The 15,341-nt window shown below is 66.7% G+C and carries 13 protein-coding genes and 3 tRNA genes; 5 read left to right on the forward strand and 11 right to left on the reverse strand.

Annotation, left to right across the window (positions count from 1 at the left end; genetic code table 11):
• Positions 1-19: 19 nt before the first annotated feature.
• From V7Z98_RS07475 to V7Z98_RS07505, 7 genes are all read right to left on the reverse strand, one after another.
• Entirely contained in the window at positions 20-739 is a 720-nt protein-coding gene (locus V7Z98_RS07475) for a hypothetical protein (protein WP_334157538.1), read from the reverse strand.
• Positions 739-1,020, reverse strand: coding sequence for a phosphopantetheine-binding protein (locus tag V7Z98_RS07480; protein WP_334157539.1), 282 nt, complete (start codon positions 1,018-1,020; stop codon positions 739-741). Before V7Z98_RS07480 ends, V7Z98_RS07475 begins: the two co-directional genes overlap by 1 nt.
• A 121-nt stretch (positions 1,021-1,141) precedes the next feature.
• Positions 1,142-2,392, reverse strand: a complete 1,251-nt coding sequence (locus V7Z98_RS07485; protein WP_293263833.1) for a beta-ketoacyl-[acyl-carrier-protein] synthase family protein — start codon at positions 2,390-2,392, stop codon at positions 1,142-1,144.
• A gap of 3 nt (positions 2,393-2,395) precedes the next feature.
• On the reverse strand, positions 2,396-2,644 hold the full coding sequence (locus V7Z98_RS07490) for an acyl carrier protein (RefSeq protein WP_293263834.1): 249 nt from the start codon (positions 2,642-2,644) through the stop codon (positions 2,396-2,398).
• Positions 2,645-2,861: 217 nt separating this feature from the next.
• Positions 2,862-2,938, reverse strand: a tRNA-Arg gene (locus V7Z98_RS07495).
• Positions 2,939-3,015: 77 nt separating this feature from the next.
• Positions 3,016-3,109: transfer RNA gene (locus V7Z98_RS07500), tRNA-Ser, on the reverse strand.
• Positions 3,110-3,203: 94 nt separating this feature from the next.
• Positions 3,204-4,436: an aspartate kinase gene (locus V7Z98_RS07505; RefSeq protein ID WP_334157540.1), complete on the reverse strand. Its 1,233-nt coding sequence runs from the start codon at positions 4,434-4,436 to the stop codon at positions 3,204-3,206.
• Positions 4,437-4,724: 288 nt separating this feature from the next.
• Here V7Z98_RS07505 and V7Z98_RS07510 point away from each other — a divergent pair, with 288 nt between their 5' ends.
• Positions 4,725-5,030, forward strand: a complete 306-nt coding sequence (locus V7Z98_RS07510) for a helix-turn-helix domain-containing protein (RefSeq protein WP_293263836.1) — start codon at positions 4,725-4,727, stop codon at positions 5,028-5,030.
• A gap of 48 nt (positions 5,031-5,078) precedes the next feature.
• On the opposite strand, the gene V7Z98_RS07515 is transcribed toward V7Z98_RS07510, so the two are convergent.
• On the reverse strand, positions 5,079-5,924 hold the full coding sequence (locus V7Z98_RS07515) for a radical SAM protein (protein ID WP_334157541.1): 846 nt from the start codon (positions 5,922-5,924) through the stop codon (positions 5,079-5,081).
• 122 nt (positions 5,925-6,046) lie between these two features.
• On the opposite strand from V7Z98_RS07515, the gene queD reads away from it, so the two are divergent.
• Entirely contained in the window at positions 6,047-6,493 is a 447-nt protein-coding gene (gene queD / locus V7Z98_RS07520) for a 6-carboxytetrahydropterin synthase QueD (protein ID WP_293263838.1), read from the forward strand.
• Between the two features lie 131 nt (positions 6,494-6,624).
• Here the strand turns inward: queD and V7Z98_RS07525 are convergent.
• Positions 6,625-6,712: transfer RNA gene (locus V7Z98_RS07525), tRNA-Ser, on the reverse strand.
• 233 nt (positions 6,713-6,945) lie between these two features.
• On the opposite strand from V7Z98_RS07525, the gene V7Z98_RS07530 reads away from it, so the two are divergent.
• On the forward strand, positions 6,946-7,575 hold the full coding sequence (locus tag V7Z98_RS07530; protein WP_293263839.1) for a Bax inhibitor-1 family protein: 630 nt from the start codon (positions 6,946-6,948) through the stop codon (positions 7,573-7,575).
• 93 nt (positions 7,576-7,668) lie between these two features.
• Here V7Z98_RS07530 and rlmD read toward each other — a convergent pair whose 3' ends face one another.
• A complete protein-coding gene (gene rlmD / locus V7Z98_RS07535) occupies positions 7,669-9,069 on the reverse strand; it encodes a 23S rRNA (uracil(1939)-C(5))-methyltransferase RlmD (RefSeq protein ID WP_334157542.1) in 1,401 nt (466 codons plus the stop codon).
• Positions 9,070-9,540: 471 nt separating this feature from the next.
• On the opposite strand from rlmD, the gene V7Z98_RS07540 reads away from it, so the two are divergent.
• Positions 9,541-9,795 carry a hypothetical protein gene (locus V7Z98_RS07540; protein WP_293263841.1) on the forward strand — a complete coding sequence of 85 codons (255 nt, stop codon included), beginning with the start codon at positions 9,541-9,543 and terminating at the stop codon, positions 9,793-9,795.
• 190 nt (positions 9,796-9,985) lie between these two features.
• Here V7Z98_RS07540 and V7Z98_RS07545 read toward each other — a convergent pair whose 3' ends face one another.
• Positions 9,986-12,877: a bifunctional diguanylate cyclase/phosphodiesterase gene (locus V7Z98_RS07545; protein WP_334157543.1), complete on the reverse strand. Its 2,892-nt coding sequence runs from the start codon at positions 12,875-12,877 to the stop codon at positions 9,986-9,988.
• A 324-nt stretch (positions 12,878-13,201) separates the two neighbouring features.
• Between V7Z98_RS07545 and V7Z98_RS07550 the strand changes: the two genes are divergently transcribed.
• Complete coding sequence (locus V7Z98_RS07550) at positions 13,202-15,319, forward strand: ATP-dependent DNA helicase (protein ID WP_334157544.1); 2,118 nt, start codon at positions 13,202-13,204, stop codon at positions 15,317-15,319.
• The last annotated feature ends 22 nt before the right edge of the window (positions 15,320-15,341 follow it).

A 15,341-nucleotide genomic window follows, 5' to 3' on the forward strand; every position in this document is an offset into this window, starting at 1 on the left:
GACCGGGCGGGCGGTGGCCCTAGGAGCGGGGTTGGGGCGGCGCAGCCGGTGCTGCCCCCTCGCGGGAGGAGCGCAGGTAGGCGCGCACGCCGTCGAGGATGCTGCCTTCGTAGCGCATCCAGGGCATCTTGATCAGGCGCACGGCGTATTCGGCCACGAACATGGCGGCCACCAGGGGAAAGGCCAGCAGGTTGGCGAACACGGACCAGGTTTCCCGGGGGGCGAAGCCGAAGAGGAGCAGGGAGATGGCGGCGACGGTGGCGAAGAAGGTGGTCCACGCCACGGTCACCTGGCGGCTGTAGCGCAGCATCTGCGCCGACAGGGGGCCGTGAACCATGATGGCGAAGGTGGTGCACAGGGGCGTGCGGCCCGGCAGCAGGGTGCGGCCGAAGAAGACGCCGAGCAGTACGTTGCTGACCACGTGGTCGGCCAGGTAGACCCAGCTGAAGTGGGCTTCGAGCAGCGCGCGCTGCCAGGCCAGCAATCCCAGGACGGCGGCCAGGGCCGCCAGCCAGAGAGTGCGCCTGGGGGATCGCCAGGCCACGGCCAGGGCGATCAGGGTGGCCGGGGCCACGGCCACCAGGGCGCCGACCAGGGTGAGGGGCACTGGCTGGCCTTGAGCGGAAACGGCCGCGGCCTGGTGGGCAGTGGTGTAGTGCGCCAGGAGCGGGTAGCTCGCGGCCAGGCCCGCCAGGAGCACCCAGCGGCCGGTCCGGAGCAGGCGCGCCAGCAGGGGCATCACTTGGTGCGGTTGGCGGCGATATGCCGGGTCAGGCTTTCCAGGGAGCGGAAGATGCGCACGTTGTCTTCGTTGTCGGCGCGCAGCTGGAAGCCGTAACGCTTGGACACCACCAGGGCGACTTCGAGGATGTCGATGGAGTCCAGGCCCAGGCCTTCGCCGTAGAGGGAGTCGGCGGGGGCGATGTCGGCGGGGGCGACGTCGAGGTTGAGGGCGGAGACGATCAGTTCGGCGACTTCCTGCTGGAGGGCCGGATCGATGGGAGTGGCGTTTTCAGACATGACCGTGATTACCTGAGGTGTGTGGACGTGCTGTTTTTATGGGGTTTCCGCCCGGCCTGGGGCCGGGCGGGTGAGCGGTAGGCAGATTTTACCGTGGCGCGCCGGCCCCGGGCGGCCCGGCTTAAGCAGTGCGGCGGAAGGCCAGCACCGCGTTGGTGCCGCCGAAGGCGAACGAGTTCGACAGCGCCGCTTCGGCCGTGGGTGCCGCGCCTTGGGCGGCCGTGACGTGGCGCACCCCGGCGCAGTCGGGGTCGATCTCGTCCAGGAAGGCGGTGGGCGGGACGACGTTGCGGGCCAGGGCCAGGGTGGTGACTAGGGCTTCCACTGCGCCGGTGGCGCCCATCAGGTGGCCGTGCATCGACTTGGTGGCGCTCACCGGCAGATCTGGTGCCAGGGGGCCGAAGACCTCGCGCAGGGCGGCGATCTCGGTGGGGTCCCCTTCCCGGGTGGCGGTGCCGTGGGCATTGACGTAGCCCACCTGCTCCGGTGTCAGGCCTCCATCCGCCAGGGCGGCGCGGATGGCCCGGACCTGTCCTTCGGCTTCCGGCTTGACCAGGTGGCTGTGGTCGCTGGTGGTGCCGTAGCCGACCATTTCGGCGTAGATGCGGGCGCCCCGGGCCTGGGCCAGGTCCCAGTCTTCGAGGACCAGGGCGGCGGCGCCTTCCCCCAGCACCAGGCCGGCCCGGTCGCCGCTGAAGGGGCGGCAGGCCCGGTAGGCGGTGGTTTCGTCGCCGGGGGCGACCACGCGCAGGGCTTCCCAGGCGCGCACCACGCCGTAGCCCAGGGGGCAGTCGGAGCCGCCGGTGACCATCAGGTCGGCTTCGCCGCGGCGGATGCGGTGGAAGGCTTCGCCGATGGCCACCGCCGCCGAGGCGCAGGCGATGGTGTAGGTGTGGCAGGGGCCGGGCAGCTTGAGCTGGATCGAGATGTGAGAGGCGGCGGCGTTGTTCATGCCGAGCACCACCGACAGGGGCGATACCCGCTCCCGGCCGAGCATGTAGAGGTCCCGGTAGCCCTGCTCGAAGGTCAGGGTGCCGCCCAGGGCCGTGCCCCAAGCCACCCCGGCGTTGCGGTGGGGCAGGGCGGCAGCGCTCTTTTCGGGAAAGCCGGCGTTCTGCCAGGCGGCGAAGGCGGCAGTGGCCCCCAGCTGGGAGCAGCGGTCCATGGTGTGGGCCAGGCCGCGGCCCAGTTCGGCGCCGCCGTCGAAGCCGGCGCAGTGCACGGCCGGCAGGGCGAAGGGGCGGGGGATGTCGGTGCTGTAGAGGCGGATGGCGGATTCGCCCCGGGCAAGCCGGGCGAAGTAGTCATCCAGGTCGGTGCCGAAAGGGGAGACGATGCCCAGTCCGGTGACGGCGACGCGGCGCTGGCCCATCGGTCAGGCGCCCGCTGCGGGCTCGGCGGTGGCGTACTTGTCGAAGATCTCGACCAACTCGCCCACAGTCTTGGGGTTCGGCGTGTCGGTGGGGAGCTTGATGCCGTGGTGGTCTTCGAAGTCGAACATGAGGTCGAGCAGCATCAGGGAATCCACCCCGATTTCCTGCAGCACGGCGTCGGCTGTGATCTGCTCCAGCGGCGTGCCGGCCTTGTCGTGGATGAAGTCGCGGATGAGGTTGAGCGTGTCCATGAGAATCCCCTGTGAGTTTTGAGGGGATTTTAGCGAATCGCCCGACGTCTGTCGCCGAAACGGGGGATTCTTATGGGATATTTTTCCGCGCTCGGCCGAAAGGGCCTGGGGTGTCGGGGTACCGACTGGTGAAAACATGGTGTTTTCGTGCGAATGGCGAAGAATTGCCACAAAAGAAAAAAGCCAGATGTCGAAACATCTGGCTTTTTGGTATTGCTGGCGCGCCCGGAGCGATTCGAACGCCCGACCCCTTGGTTCGTAGCCAAGTACTCTATCCAACTGAGCTACGGGCGCGCACTTGAGAAAACGAATTATATGTGCCGTTTTCGACTTTGCCAAGCGTTTTCTGAAGTTTTCATCAAAAAATCGTTTGGCGGAGACGGAGGGATTCGAACCCTCGATACGAGTTTTAGCCCGTATGCTCCCTTAGCAGGGGAGTGCCTTCGACCTCTCGGCCACGTCTCCAAGACAGGAGCGGGAAGCTCTTGCCTTTTGCGAGGGGCGGATAATAGCGTCTTACCCGCTCCCGGTCAAATCAACTGCGATTGCTGCTGCGGCCTTACGCGTTCTGGTCCAGGCCGAAGGTGCGGTGCAGGATGCGCACGGCCAGTTCCAGGTACTTTTCGTCGACCACGACGGAAATCTTGATCTCGGAGGTGGAAATCATCTGGATGTTGATGCCTTCCTCGGCCAGGGTGCGGAACATCTGGGAGGCCACGCCCGGGTGGGAGCGCATGCCCACGCCCACGGCGGAGACCTTGCAGATCTTGTTGTCGCCGACGATTTCACGGGCGTTGATGTGGGACTTGACGCCTTCGAGGACGGCCTTGGCCTTCTCGAATTCGCTGCGATTGACCGTGAACGAGAAGTCGGTGGTGCCGTCGCGGCCCACGTTCTGGATGATCATGTCCACATCGATGTTGGCGTCGGCGATGGGGCCCAGGATCTGGTAGGCGATGCCCGGACGGTCGGGGACGCCGAGAACAGTGAGCTTGGCCTCGTCGCGGTTGAAGGCGATGCCGGAGATGATCGGTTGTTCCATATTGCGGTCTTCCTCAACGGTGATCAGCGTGCCCTCGCTTTGCCCCACTTCCTCGAAGCTGGACAGCACGCGCAGTTTGACTTTGTACTTGCCGGCGAACTCGACGGAGCGGATCTGCAGGACCTTGGAGCCCAAGGAGGCCATCTCGAGCATCTCCTCGAAGGTGATGCGGTCGAGCTTGCGGGCTTCCGGGACGATGCGCGGGTCGGTGGTGTACACGCCGTCGACGTCGGTGTAGATCTGGCATTCGTCGGCGCGCAGGGCGGCGGCCAGTGCCACGGCGGTGGTGTCGGAGCCGCCGCGGCCCAGGGTGGTGATGTTGCCGTGCTCGTCCATGCCCTGGAAGCCGGCGACGACCACGACGCGGCCCAGGTTCAGGTCGCGGCGCATGTTCTCTTCGTCGATGGCGAGGATGCGCGCCTTGGTGTGGGTGCTGTCGGTGAGGATGCGCACCTGGCCGCCGGTGTAGCTGCGGGCGGGGATACCTTCGGCTTCGAGGGCCATGGACAGCAGGCCGATGGTCACTTGCTCGCCGGTGGAGATCACCACGTCCATTTCCCGCGGGGCGGGGGAGCCGGTAATTTCCTTGGTCAGGCCGATCAGGCGGTTGGTCTCGCCGCTCATGGCGGAAACCACGATCACCAGGTCGTGCCCCATGGCCCTAAACTTGGCCACCCGTTTGGCCACGTTCCTGATGCGTTCCGTCGTGCCTACAGACGTGCCGCCATATTTCTGAACTATCAGCGCCATCGACTATCCAATAGGTATGTGAAAAACCCGGGATTGTAACCCATTGCGCCCCCGGGTTGGCAGATGGTGGCCCACATACCCCTGTTAGGTGTAAGGACTTGGTTTCGATGAAACCCACGCAGGTTGCGGATACTACGTATTAATGCTACTTGCAAATTTATGAAATCGGGTTATACTTCGTCTATAACTTAAGTCATATGCCTGTTCAGGATAGGACAAGCGGAGCAGGGGGTAGAAGTGCAGCCACAAGCTGCGGACTTGAGCACCGTGTTTAGAGAGGCTTTCATCATGAGCAACGTCAAGGCGATCGAGAACCTCGATCCTCGTGAGATCCGGCGCAAGCTGGGTCTGAATCAACAGCAGTTTTGGTCCAAGATCGGCGTCACCCAGAGTGGCGGTTCCCGGTACGAGAGCGGGCGCAACATGCCCAAACCCGTCAAGGAGTTGCTGCGCCTGGTCCATGTCGAGCAGGTCGATATCCAGCGCGTCAAGCGCGAGGACGTCGAAGTGATCGAGTACCTGCGCTGTTTCGAACCGGACCTGTATAAAAATCTGAAAAAAGCGGCCAAGGCAAAACTCAAAAAGGCCGCCTAAGCTAGTTCCCCAAAATAAGACACCGTTCCCGCGTCGCGGGACGAGGGCTCAAGGACTGACAGTCACCTTGAGCCCTTTTTCTTTTAGGCGCCCCGCCAGGGCGTCGAGGCTGGCGGCGGGCAGGCGTTGCAGGTGGTCGCCGCCAGGTTGCATCACTTGGCGGGCAATGCCGTAGAGGTGGATGCCCTGGATGCGGTCGGCGACGCCGGCGGCGAAATCCACGTAGGCCTGCAGTTCGCTTTCTTCAGGCGGTCGGCCGTCCCGGCCGAACACGCAGGTCTGGAGCCAGGTGGGGGCCAGGTCGCAGCAGCGCAACAGGTTGATGCGCTGGTGTTCCGGGCTGAGATTGACGCCGTTTACGGCGGCGATGCCGGCGGCAGTGGCCCGATCCACCTTGAACCAGACCTCGCCGCCGTAGGAGCCGATGCGGGCGACGCCGCGTCGGGCGCTCTCGCGGTGCATCAGGCTGCCGTTGGTGATCAGCCGGATAGGCAGATTGGCGCCCCCTTCACCGCGGATGCCCAGGTCGTCGAGCACGGCGATGACCCGTTCCACCGCCCCGGGAAATTCCGGGCTGCTGGTGGGCTCGCCGTTGCCGGAAAAGGCCACGTCGCTGAGGCGGCGGGCGTCTTCGGGCACCTCCCGGGCCATGAAGTCGCCGTGCAGCAGGCGTTCGAGAAAGCTGCGCAGTTCCCGTTCCAGCAAGGCCAGGTCCACGGGCGGCGGCCCGCCGCGGGTGAGGTTGGGGACCTGGCAATAGACGCAGGCCCAGTTGCAGGCGTTGTTGACGTTGAGGTTGATCCCCAGGGAGACGCCCCGGGCGCGCCGCGAGATCACCGGGTAGACGTAGGTGAGTCCGGCGGTGTCGCGGTCGTGGTCGGTGGGGGTGAGCATGGCGTCGGGCGAGGGAAAGAGGGTAGTGCGAGGGTAGTGCGGCAGCGGCCCCGCGGGGCCTGGGAAGCCAATGATATACTCGCTGCCCCGTAACGCCATCACCGGGTTTCCCGTTGCCGTCGATGCAGATCACCCGCCGCCTGGAGTTCGATGCCGGTCATCGCATTCCCGATCACAAGAGCCAGTGCCGCCACCTGCACGGGCACCGCTACGCCCTGGAAATCACCCTGTCCGGAGAGGTGATCGAGTTGGACGGCGACGCCGCCAACGGCATGGTGATGGATTTCGCCGAGGTGAAGTCCCTGGCCAAGGAGCACATCGTGGACCGCTGGGACCACGCCTTCCTGGCCTACGAGCAGGACGAGCCCCTGGTGAGCTTCCTGCAGGGCATGCCCGGCCACAAGACGGTGTTGCTGCCGTGCGTGCCGACGGCGGAAAATCTGGCCCGCCAAGCGTTCAAGATTCTCGACGAGGTCTACCGGGACACCTACGGCAACCACCTGCGCCTGCAGCGGGTGCGCCTCTACGAAACCCCAAACTGCTGGGCTGACGCGGTCCGTCCCGAATGATCCGGCGCGTGGCGGGTAGGTGGAACCGGCCGCCAGGCGCAGCGTGTTACCTGGTGTTACGAAGGGCGCGGCGGGTTTCGCTAAACTCCGCCCTGACCCTGCTCTGACGCGGCCGGCAGGCCGTAGGGATGTGGCGGATGGGGTGGGATTCGAACCCACGAGCCCTTGCGGGCCGCCGGTTTTCAAGACCGGTGCATTCAACCACTCTGCCACCCATCCGCGTCTCGCGGGCCAGGCCGTCGCGAGGGGGCGGATGATAGCATAAGCGCGCATTCCGGCCCCAGCCCGGCGGGTCACGAAGCGTGACAAACCGCTACATAACAATGGCAACTCGGTTGCCGCCGCATCGATCAAAATAAACGCAATTTCTCTCTGGAGGTAGCGCCATGCAACCGCAGTTTCAAATGACCACCGGCAGTGCTTCTCAGGAACGTTCTGTCCAGCAAAACCGTGTGCTGCGGAACACCTACCTGCTGCTCGCCCTGTCCATGATCCCCACCGCCATCGGCGCTCTGGTCGGCATCAAGATGGGCTTTTCCTTCTTCGCTGGCAGCCCGATGGTGAGCTTCCTGCTCTTCCTCGGCATCGCCTTCGGCTTCATGTGGGGCATCGAGAAGACCAAACACAGCAGCATGGGCGTGGCCCTGCTGCTCGGCTTCACCTTCTTCATGGGGCTGATGCTGTCGCGCATCCTGTCCTTCGCCCTGGGTTTTTCCAACGGCGGTTCCCTAATCTTCATGGCGGCGGCCGGCACCGCGGGTGCCTTCTTCGCCATGTCGTTCCTGGCCACGGTGATCAAGACCGATCTGTCCTACCTGGGCAAGTTCCTGTTCATCGGCGTGATCGTGCTGCTGGTGGCGTCCCTGGCCAACATCTTCTTCCAGATCCCGGCGCTGGCCCTGACCATCTCCGCCGCGGCTGTGATGCTCTTCTCCGCCTATCTGCTTTACGACATCAAGCGCATCATCGACGGCGGCGAGGACAACTACATCACCGCCACTCTGGCGGTGTACCTGGACATCTACAACATCTTCGTCAATCTGCTGAACCTGCTGATGGCCTTCGCCGGCGAGCGCGACTGACGCGCCTGTCCGCACCGGATGCACCAATGAAAGAAGGCGTCCCTCGGGGCGCCTTCTTCGTTATTGGCCTTCGCCGGTCGAGCGAGGGGAGGGTTATTCTCGCTCGAACAATGCGATGGACTCCACGTGGGCGGTGTGGGGGAACATGTTGGCGATGCCTGCGCCGCGCAGGGTGTAGCCCTTCTGATGGACCAGAATCGCGGCGTCCCGGGCCAGGGTGGCCGGGTTGCACGAGACGTAGACGATGCGCTTGGGGCCGTCCGGGCCCAGGGATTTCACCAGTTCCAGGGCGCCTTCCCGGGGTGGGTCGATCAGCATCTTGTCGAAATGCCCCCAGCCGGCCACGATCTCCGGCGTGCACAGGAACAGGTTGGCCACGCCGTAATCCACCTGGCTGGCCAGGCCGTTGGCCTGGGCGTTCTCGAAGGCGCGCTTGACCAGGGCTTCGCTGCCTTCCACGCCAAATACCTTGGCGCCGGAGCGGGCGATCGGCAGGGTGAAGTTGCCCAGGCCGCAGAACATGTCGGCAATCCGCTCGCCCGGCTGAGGGTCGAGCAGGCGCAGGGCCTTGCGCACCAGCACCCGGTTGATCGGGTAGTTCACCTGGGTGAATTCGGTGGGCGAGAAATTCATCTCGATGGCGAATTCAGGCAGGGTATAGGTGAGCGGCGGCGCATCCAGGGGATAGAAACGGGTCACCGTGTCCGGTCCCTTGGGCTGCAGGTAAAAGACGACGCCGTGGCTGTCGGCGAAGCGGCGCAGCAGCTCCTCGTCGGCGCCGTTGAGCGGTTCCAGCACGCGCAGCACCAGGGCCAGGCAGCGCTCGCCCACGGCCACTTCCACCTGGGGCATGCGGTCGCTGATCGACAGGGCGCCGATCAGTTCGCGCAGCGGCAGCAGCAGGTCGGAAACGCGCTTGGGCAGCACGTGGCACTCGCGCATGTCGGCGATGTAGCTGCTCTTCTTCTCGTGGAAGCCCACCAGCATGCCGCCCTTCTTGGGCACCAGGCGGGCGCTCAGGCGGGCCCGGTGGCGGTAGCCCCAGGGGCTGCCCTGGAGCGGCGAATAAATTTCTTCCGGCTTGACGTTGCCGATGTGGGCCATGTTGTCTTCGAGCACCCGCTGCTTGGCCGCCACCTGGGCGCTCGGGTCCGCGTGCTGCAGGGCGCAGCCGCCGCATACGCCGAAATGGGGGCAGCGCGGCACGACCCGGGACGAGGCCGCCTTGATGATGCGGGTCGCCTGGGCGATCTCGAAGGTCGGCTTCTTGCGGTAGCTGGAATATTCGACCACTTCGCCGGGCAGGGCGCCGTCGATGAAGATGGTCTTGCCGTCCACGTGGGCGACGCCCTTGCCTTCATGGTCGAGGGATTCCACCTGGGCGATGCGCGGGGCACGGGCGGGCTTGGCCTGGGCCGCCGGGGTCGGCGTTGCAGGCGCTTCGGGCGCGGCCTCCAGGGCCGGGGTGGCGAGGTCGGGGGAAGGTTGGGACATCGAGGGTAGCCCCCTGAAAAAACGCGAGATTTTAGCGCCCGCCGGGCAATTTTCAATGCCCGGCGAAATGTCGGGGAGTGGCGGTGGCTTGCTGGGCCATCGCCCTGGGGCATTTGCCTCTTGCGGGACGATCCGTGAATCGGTCGTGGCAATCAGGTTGCGGGCCTCCTGGGGAGTGGCGTTTCGACGCCTGACGGTCGGTTCAGTCATCCCTTTTCCGCGGGTTTTCATATGGGGAATCCTTTATGGAGTTATTGAATGCTGATACCAGGCTGACAATTTCTCCGGGGCGGGCTGCTGGCCGGGGTTGGCGGGCTTTTTGCCGGCAATGCGAGGGGAATGAACTTGAATGGTTAGCACCCCTACCTTTTTCAAAAATGGTGCTACAATTAGAGGCTGGTCGATCCCCCCCGGTCGGCCTCTGAATATTTCGGATCTGTACCTTTTCTCCTCCATAAAGGGAATTAACAAATGAAACAGTCTCTCCTGGTTGCTGCTCTCGTTGCTCTGGCCGTCTCCGCTTGCGGCAAGAAGGAAGAACCCGCTCCGGCCCCGGCCCCCGCTCCCGCCGCTGAAGCTCCCGCCGCTGCTCCGGCTGCCCCCGCCGCTGACGCCGCCAAGCCCGCCGAAGGCGCTGCCGCCGACGCCGCCAAGCCCGCCGAAGGCGCTGCTCCGGCTGCTGACGCTGCCAAGCCCGCTGAAGCTGCCCCCGCCGACAAGAAGTAATCTCGGCTTAAGCAGTGAAAAAAACCGGCCCATCGGGCCGGTTTTTTTTCGTCCCTACATCGGGCCAGGCGTGGGGATGGGGTGGGGTTGGAGTGGTGACAAGGAGGTAGGGGGGCAGGGGCGCTTGCAGGGAATCACGACTCCACCCTTGCCTCGCTGAGGCGGGCAGGAGAGGGAGCCGGATTCCGGTTCAGGCCTTGACCGGGGCGGCGATGAACGCGGCTTCGAAGTCCTCGGCCGGCAGGGGGCGGGCGAACAGGTAGCCCTGGACCACCTGGCAGCCCTGGGCCCGCAGGTGGTCGCGCTGGGCCTCGTTCTCCACGCCCTCGGCCACGGTGGCCAGGCCCAGGTGGCCGGCCATGCCGAGAATGGCCGCCACGATGGCCGCGTCGTCCTGGTCGTCGGGCAGGGCCAGGACGAAGGAGCGGTCCACCTTGAGCACGTCGAGGGGAAAGCGCTTCAGGTAGGCCAGGCTCGAATAGCCGGTGCCGAAATCGTCCAGGGCCAGGCGTACGCCCATGGCCTTGAGTTCGTCCAGGGTGTCGATCACCGGTTGGATGCCGCCCATCAGCACGCTCTCGGTCACTTCCAGTTCGAGCAGGGCGGGGGGCAGGCCCGACAGCTCCAGGGCGTGCCGCACCTCGGCTGCCAGGTCGCCGTGGTGGAACTGGCGGGCCGAGATGTTCACCGCCACCGTGACCGGCGGGCACCCCGGCCGCTGCCAGCCGGCGGCACGGCGGCAGGCGTCGAGCAGCACCCAGCGGCCGATGGTCAGGATCTGGCCCGTATCCTCGGCAATGGGGATGAAACGGTCTGGCGCGACCATGCCCAGTTCCGGATGCCGCCAGCGCAGCAGGGCCTCGGCGCCGCGCAACTGCCCGGTGCCCAGGTCGAACTGGCCCTGGTAGTACAGCGTCAGCTCCTGCCGTTCCAGGGCGCGGCGCAGGGCCTGCTCCAGGGCCAGGCGTTCCCGGGCCTGGGCATTCATTTCCTCCCGGTAGAACTGCATCCGGTTGCGCCCCGTTTCCTTGGCATGGTTGACCGCTGCGTCGGCGTTGCGCAGCAGGGTGTCGAAATCGTTGCCGTCCCCGGGGAACAGGGTGACGCCGACGCTGCAGTTGATGGCCAGGACGTGGCCATCCACCACCAGGGGCGGAGTGAAGGCATCCATCAGTGACCGGGCGGCCGACGCCGCGGCGGAAGCGTCGCTGGCCCCGGGGAGGATCACCGCGAATTCGTCGCCGCCCAGGCGGCTGACGGTGGCGCCTTCGCCGGCCGTTTCCACCAGGCGTTCGCCGACGATGTGCAGCACCCGGTTGCCGACCCCGTGGCCGAGGGAATCGTTGATCGTCTTGAAGCGGTCCACGTCCAGGATGCACAGGGCCAGGCCGTGCTCGCTGCGCCGGGCGTCCAGGATTGCCTCGTTGCAGCGCTCTTCCAGCAGCAGGCGGTTGGGCAGGCCGGTGACCGCGTCGTATTCGGACAGGTAGCGCACCCGGGCCTCGGCCGCCTTGCGTTCCGACACGTCGGAGAAGGCGGCCACCCGGTGGGTGACCTGGCCGGCGTCGTCGAACAGGGTGGAGATGTGCAGCCACTCCGGATACAGGCTGCCGTCCTTGCGCCGGTTCCAGATCTCGCCGCTCCAGGTGCCGCTTTCCCGCAACGCTTGCCACATCTGCCGGTAGAACTCGCCGTCGTGGTAGCCGGATGAGAGCAGGCGCGGATTGTGGCCCAGCACCTCGCTGGGGGTGTAGCCGGTGATCTGGGTGAAGGCGGCGTTCACCGCCACGATGGTGTTGCCGGCGTCGGTGACCACCACCGCCTGGTTGCCGCTCTCGAACACCCGGGCCGCCAGACGCAGGTCCCGGGTCTGGGCCTCCAGGGTCTCGGCCTGGTCCTGGCCGTCCTGGCGCGAGCGCCGCAACAGGGTTTCCAGCCAGCGGGCGTAGAACACGGCGAAGAGCATGGCCACCGAGACGGTGACCAGCAGCGCCAGGATGATGGCGCTGCCTTGCTTGGCCAGTTCCCCTTCCAGTGCTTGGCGTTGCCGGATTTCCTCGACGTCGATGGCGCCCTGGTCCGTGCCGGTCACCAGGGACCAGCCCCAGGCGTCGGGCGGCGTCACGTAGGCAAAGCGCGGGGCGAGGGGCGGCGGCGGGCCGTCCTCCGTGGCCGTCGCGCCGGGCTTGACCCAGTCGTGGCGGACGAAACCGCCGCCCCGGGTGGCCATCTCATGCAGCCGTTCCAGGGCCGCGCGCAGTTCGGGAGCAGGCAGGTCCCGGGGGGCCAGGCCCTCCAGTGCCGGCTGGGCGGAGGCCAGCAGCAGCCGGCCGCTGCGGTTCAGCACCAGCAGTTCGCCGCTGCGCGCGGCGGCGCTGCCATTCAGGCGGGCCAGGGCTTCGCGCTGCATGTCCTGTTCCGCCGCGTCGACAAAGTCGCCGGCCCCGATCAGCCAGCCGTAGGGCGCGAAGCGCCGCACGTAGGAGAGTTTGTCGCGTAGCGCGGCTCCGCCCGGAGCGTGCCAGCGGTAGGTGACGTAGCCCGCGCCCTCCGGGTTGTCCACGGCCTGGCGCAGGGCGGCCAGCAGGGATTGGCCGGCATCGTCGCGCAGATCGGCCAGGGACGTGCCTTCGCGCTCCGGCTGATCGGGGGCGAGGATGCTGCGGCCGTCCTCGCCGCTGATGAAGAAATAGCCCCGGCCGTCGAAGAAGCGTAGTGGCCGCAGGGCCTCGGCCACCAGCCGGCGGGTGACGGGGCCCTGGATGCGGCCGGATTTTTCGTACAGCCCGGCGACGATGGCCGTGCCGTCGTCCACCTGGCGGCGCAGTTGCCCGCGCAACCGGGCGTCGGCCTGGCTGCGGGTCTGCTCCAGGTCGTTGCCCAGCGTTTCCGCCTGGGTCTTGAGCTGGTCCTGGTAGCGGGCCTGGATGGTCTCGTGTAGCTGGGCGGTGTTGTCGCGGAAGGTGCGGGCGTACTGCCAGGTGAAATAGCCGCCCAGGCCGATGCACAGGGTCAGGACGACGACCAGCATGCCCGCCAGTTGCAGGTGCTTCAGATTGCGCGAAACGAAGGAGCCGGACATGAGTCGTGAGCCGGCGCCGGGAGATTCCCGACGTCGGGTGGAACGGGCGCACCGGCGGGGCCGGGGCTGCCCAGGGGAAAACGGCGCTGCTTCCGGCGGCGGACGGAGCCGGGGCCGGGAGGCGGGCGCGGGAAAAGCGGGGGGAGGGAGAAGACCGTCCGGTGCCGCAGTCAGGCAGGGAAGCGGCCGAAGCGGGCGCAGCAACTGCAAGCCGGCGGGCATTTTAGCGTTGACTGAATTTCCTCTCAATTTTCCGGAGAGCCATGCAACCGCCGGGCCGGGGCGTCAATCTGATAGGATGCGGCACCCTGCTCGATTCGACCGATGGCTTCTCCCCACACTCCCGCCGCCGTTCCCGCCAGCGCCCTGGCATCCGTGGAATCTGGCGCATCGATCCCTCCCGCTCCATACGTTCCCGCCTCGGCCCTGGGCGCCCGGGTGGATCAGGTGTTCCGCCCCGACGGCCCCCTGGCCGCCTCGGTGGGCCACTACCGGTTGCGCCCCCAGCAGCGCGAGATGGCGCTGCGTATCGCCGACGCCGTGGCCGACAACCGGGTGTTCGTCGCCGAGGCTGGCACCGGCACCGGCAAGACCTTCGCCTACCTGGTGCCGGCCCTGCTTTCCGGCGGCAAGGTGATCGTCTCCACCGGCACCAAGACCCTGCAAGACCAGCTGTTCACCAAGGACATCCCCCTGGTGCGCGGCGTGCTCAACGCCCCGGTCAAGGTGGCCCTGCTCAAGGGGCGGGCCAATTACGTCTGCCATTACCACCTGCAACGCTCCCTGCTGGAAGGCCGCTTCCTCACCCGGGACGATTCCACCTACATCCAGCGTATCGCCCGCTTCGCCGCCATCACCGGCACCGGCGACAAGGCCGAATGCCCGGACGTGCCCGAGGCCGCGCCGGTGTGGGGCATGGCCACCTCGACCCGGGAGAACTGCCTGGGCCAGGAATGCCCCAACCACAAGGACTGCTTCGTCCTGGCGGCCCGCCGCCAGGCCCAGGAAGCCGACGTGGTGGTGGTGAACCACCACCTGTTCTTCGCCGATGTGATGTTGAAGGACGAGGGGGCTGCCGAACTGCTGCCGGCCTGCAACACGGTGATCTTCGACGAGGCCCACCAGTTGCCGGAAACCGCCAGCCTGTTCTTCGGCGAATCGGTATCCACCAGCCAGGCCATCGACCTGGCCCGGGACACCCGGGCCGAGGCCCTCACCGACGCCCGGGACTGCCTCGACCTGCCGCCGGCTTGCGTCGCCCTGGAAAAATCCGCCAAGGACCTGCGTCTGGCGGTGCCCATCGACCCGGCCCGCTATTCCCTGGCCCAGTTGCAGCGCTTTGCCGACTTCGAATCGGCCCTGGACGGCTTCGAGGCGGCCATCGACCACCTGGCCGCCATCCTCGAAACCCAGGCCGGGCGTAGCGAGGGGCTGAAGAACTGCTGGGAGCGCAGCCTGGAACTGGCCGCCCTGGTGAACAAGTGGCGCCGCGGGGTGCCCGGTGAGACGGACGAGACAGCCTTCCCCGAGGAGCCTGCCCCGGGAGCCAAGCCAGATGGCGCTTCCGGCAAGGCCGCCCCGGTGGAGCACATCCGCTGGGCCGAGGCCTACACCCACGCCCTGCAACTCAACGCCACGCCCCTGTCCATCGCCCGCATCTTCCGCCGCCAGATGGGCGGCCATCCCCGGGCCTGGATCTTCACCTCCGCCACCCTGGCGGTGCAGCAGAACTTCACCCACTACTGCGCCGAGATGGGCTTGTGGGAGGTGGAGACCGCCTGCTGGGAAAGCCCCTTCCGCTACGACGAGCAGGCCATCCTCTACTCGCCGTCCGGCATGCCCGACCCCAACAATTCCGCCTACCCGGACGCGGTGATGAACAAGGCCTGGCCGGTGCTCAAGGCTGCCCGGGGCGGTGCCTTCTTCCTGTGCACCTCGTTGCGCGCAATGCGTCGCATCCACGAGCTGCTCAAGGCGCGCATCGAGGACGAGGGCCTGGACATCCCCCTGCTGATCCAGGGCGAGGGCAGCAAGAACGAGCTGCTCGACCGCTTTCGCCAGCTCGGCAACGCCGTGCTGGTGGGCAGCCAGAGCTTCTGGGAAGGGGTGGACGTGCGCGGCGAGGCCCTCTCCCTGGTGGTCATCGACAAGCTGCCCTTCGCCCCGCCGGACGACCCGGTGCTGTCAGCGCGCATCGAGCACATGAACAAGGCCGGGCGCAACGCCTTCGTGGATTACCAGTTGCCCCGGGCGGTGATCAACGTCAAGCAGGGCGCCGGCCGCCTCATCCGCAGCGAGACCGACCGAGGCGTGCTGATGATCTGCGACCCGCGCATGGTGGACAAACCCTACGGCCGGCGCGTCTGGCGCAGCCTGCCGCCGATGCGCCGCACCCGGGACGAGCAGGTGGTCCTCGATTTCTTCGCCGAGGGCCGCTACTGAAGCGCGCTGCCGACGCACCTCC

The organism is Oryzomicrobium sp., from assembly GCF_036820405.1.
Taxonomy (GTDB): domain Bacteria; phylum Pseudomonadota; class Gammaproteobacteria; order Burkholderiales; family Rhodocyclaceae; genus Oryzomicrobium.

Bases quoted from the DNA above. Each gene is read 5' to 3' on its own strand.
- V7Z98_RS07475 (WP_334157538.1), bottom strand. From the start codon at position 739: ATGCCCCTGCTGGCGCGCCTGCTCCGGACCGGCCGCTGGGTGCTCCTG.
- V7Z98_RS07480 (WP_334157539.1), bottom strand. From the start codon at position 1,020: ATGTCTGAAAACGCCACTCCCATCGATCCGGCCCTCCAGCAGGAAGTC.
- V7Z98_RS07485 (WP_293263833.1), bottom strand. From the start codon at position 2,392: ATGGGCCAGCGCCGCGTCGCCGTCACCGGACTGGGCATCGTCTCCCCT.
- V7Z98_RS07490 (WP_293263834.1), bottom strand. From the start codon at position 2,644: ATGGACACGCTCAACCTCATCCGCGACTTCATCCACGACAAGGCCGGC.
- V7Z98_RS07505 (WP_334157540.1), bottom strand. From the start codon at position 4,436: ATGGCGCTGATAGTTCAGAAATATGGCGGCACGTCTGTAGGCACGACG.
- V7Z98_RS07510 (WP_293263836.1), top strand. From the start codon at position 4,725: ATGAGCAACGTCAAGGCGATCGAGAACCTCGATCCTCGTGAGATCCGG.
- V7Z98_RS07515 (WP_334157541.1), bottom strand. From the start codon at position 5,924: ATGCTCACCCCCACCGACCACGACCGCGACACCGCCGGACTCACCTAC.
- queD (WP_293263838.1), top strand. From the start codon at position 6,047: ATGCAGATCACCCGCCGCCTGGAGTTCGATGCCGGTCATCGCATTCCC.
- rlmD (WP_334157542.1), bottom strand. From the start codon at position 9,069: ATGTCCCAACCTTCCCCCGACCTCGCCACCCCGGCCCTGGAGGCCGCG.
- V7Z98_RS07540 (WP_293263841.1), top strand. From the start codon at position 9,541: ATGAAACAGTCTCTCCTGGTTGCTGCTCTCGTTGCTCTGGCCGTCTCC.
- V7Z98_RS07545 (WP_334157543.1), bottom strand. From the start codon at position 12,877: ATGTCCGGCTCCTTCGTTTCGCGCAATCTGAAGCACCTGCAACTGGCG.
- V7Z98_RS07550 (WP_334157544.1), top strand. From the start codon at position 13,202: ATGGCTTCTCCCCACACTCCCGCCGCCGTTCCCGCCAGCGCCCTGGCA.